The sequence below is a fragment of the Olavius algarvensis spirochete endosymbiont genome, from assembly GCA_900608495.1.
Classification (GTDB): domain Bacteria; phylum Spirochaetota; class Spirochaetia; order DSM-2461; family DSM-2461; genus UBA2779.
On record UWYT01000199.1, the window covers coordinates 1 to 1,540 of the forward strand.

A 1,540-nucleotide genomic window follows, 5' to 3' on the forward strand; every position below is an offset into this window, starting at 1 on the left:
TCCCTTATTTTTTGTAGGCAGGAGGCCTACTGAAAATAAGGGATGTTCTGTTTAGGACCAAAGCCAGGGAGGGCGAAGGGACGGACCTGGCGGGGTCTATAAGGGACAAGGCAGGAGGCTGGTGTTTGCAATGGTCGGGAATTGCTTTTCTTTGATGGAATTTCTAACGAGAGTCTAGTGCATTACCAGATATCACTATGCTTTTTCAGAAACAAACACATAGATCATCCCACACCGAAAAATTGCCAAAATAGCACAATACCCTCTGAACAAATAGGAGAAAACAGAAGTGCTGCTAGAGAAGGAACGATTCCAGCAATGAACGCTTCAATACTGTTTAACCATTTGCGATTTCCTCCTTTAATTTTTGCCAAATATCCTCCAAGAAATAGGCTTAGAAGACCTCCTATATTTACTCCCCAATCCCACCAAGATGGAATGGCGATATTTCTTTCACGAAATGAATAAAACAGTCTCGCAAAAACAAGAAAAGAAATGAAGTAAATAAAGCTTACAACTATCTTGACATACACATTGCTCAGGAATTTGTTCTCTCTCCTTGTAAGCAATGCAAAAAATTGTCCAAAGTACATAAGTGCGCTGCACAAAAACAGTATCCAGAACTTAAACACGAATTCGTATAGATAATTGTTACCTCTGCTAAGCAAAACTAGGGGATACATTAACAATGCCACGAACGGCGTGATTATTTCGATGAGCAGAATCACCTTCTTCTTAGTTTCCTCAGTCATCATTAGAATCATCCTTGGGCCAATGCGAAGGAGGACTATTAACTATAGGGTATTTTCGGTCAGACTGCTGCGGGTTCACATTATCTTGTGCAGTATCAGATCCAGCTCTACCTAAGTCAGAAGACGACGGTGGATTCACATTATCTTGTATAATGTCGAAAACAGTACCAACAGAAGTATCAACTAGTATTTTGGCAGCTAGTGTTTTGGAAGCAGTACGAAATTTTGTCCCATGTTTAGCAAGTTTACCTAGGCCAACACCTAAGAGACTTGCCCCACCCGAAATCCCCCCATCAATAGCGGCATCTATTGCCACAGTTTTAGCATCAAGATTTTCTGCACCTTTAGCAATCAAGTTTTCCGCAACACTTCCAGCAGCTCCTCCGGCGGTACTACCCCCAACAATCGCAAGTATCCCAACACCACTGCCGATGAGGGCACCTGTAACGGCACCGCTTATCGCACCGCCAACAGCTCCACCTATTATTTCACGGTTAGAGGTATTGCCTTGTATAACAGCACTAGCCACACCGCTAGCAGCACCTATAGCGCCGCCGGCGAGGCCACCAAAAACTGCAGTAACTGCAAGAGCAGGTACGCCCCCCCTAGGATCGTTATACTTGACGGGATTGTTCTCTGTATAACTATACCAATTTGATCCAGAGATAATAAGCTGTTCATTATTTTCTGGATTAACCAACTCGAACCCGGCCGGGTCCGCGCTCATCCATCTGGAGGTTGTAGGCTCATAGTAGCGTGCCCCGTAGTAGTAGAGGCCGGTCTCCTCA

General features: G+C 44.4%; 2 protein-coding genes. Both read right to left on the reverse strand.

Annotation, left to right across the window (positions count from 1 at the left end; all coding sequences use genetic code 11):
• Positions 1–224 precede the first annotated feature (224 nt).
• Positions 225–755, reverse strand: coding sequence for a hypothetical protein (locus S1OALGB6SA_RS06185; RefSeq protein ID WP_124032880.1), 531 nt, complete (start codon positions 753–755; stop codon positions 225–227).
• Positions 745–1,540 (reverse strand): RHS repeat-associated core domain-containing protein (locus S1OALGB6SA_RS06190; protein WP_148084036.1); only part of this gene is annotated, 796 nt, incomplete at its 5' end. The genes S1OALGB6SA_RS06185 and S1OALGB6SA_RS06190, both read right to left, overlap by 11 nt.

What these genes read in the sequence shown, in the direction of transcription:
- S1OALGB6SA_RS06185 (WP_124032880.1), bottom strand. Translation starts at nt 755, where the DNA reads ATGATGACTGAGGAAACTAAGAAGAAGGTGATTCTGCTCATCGAAATA.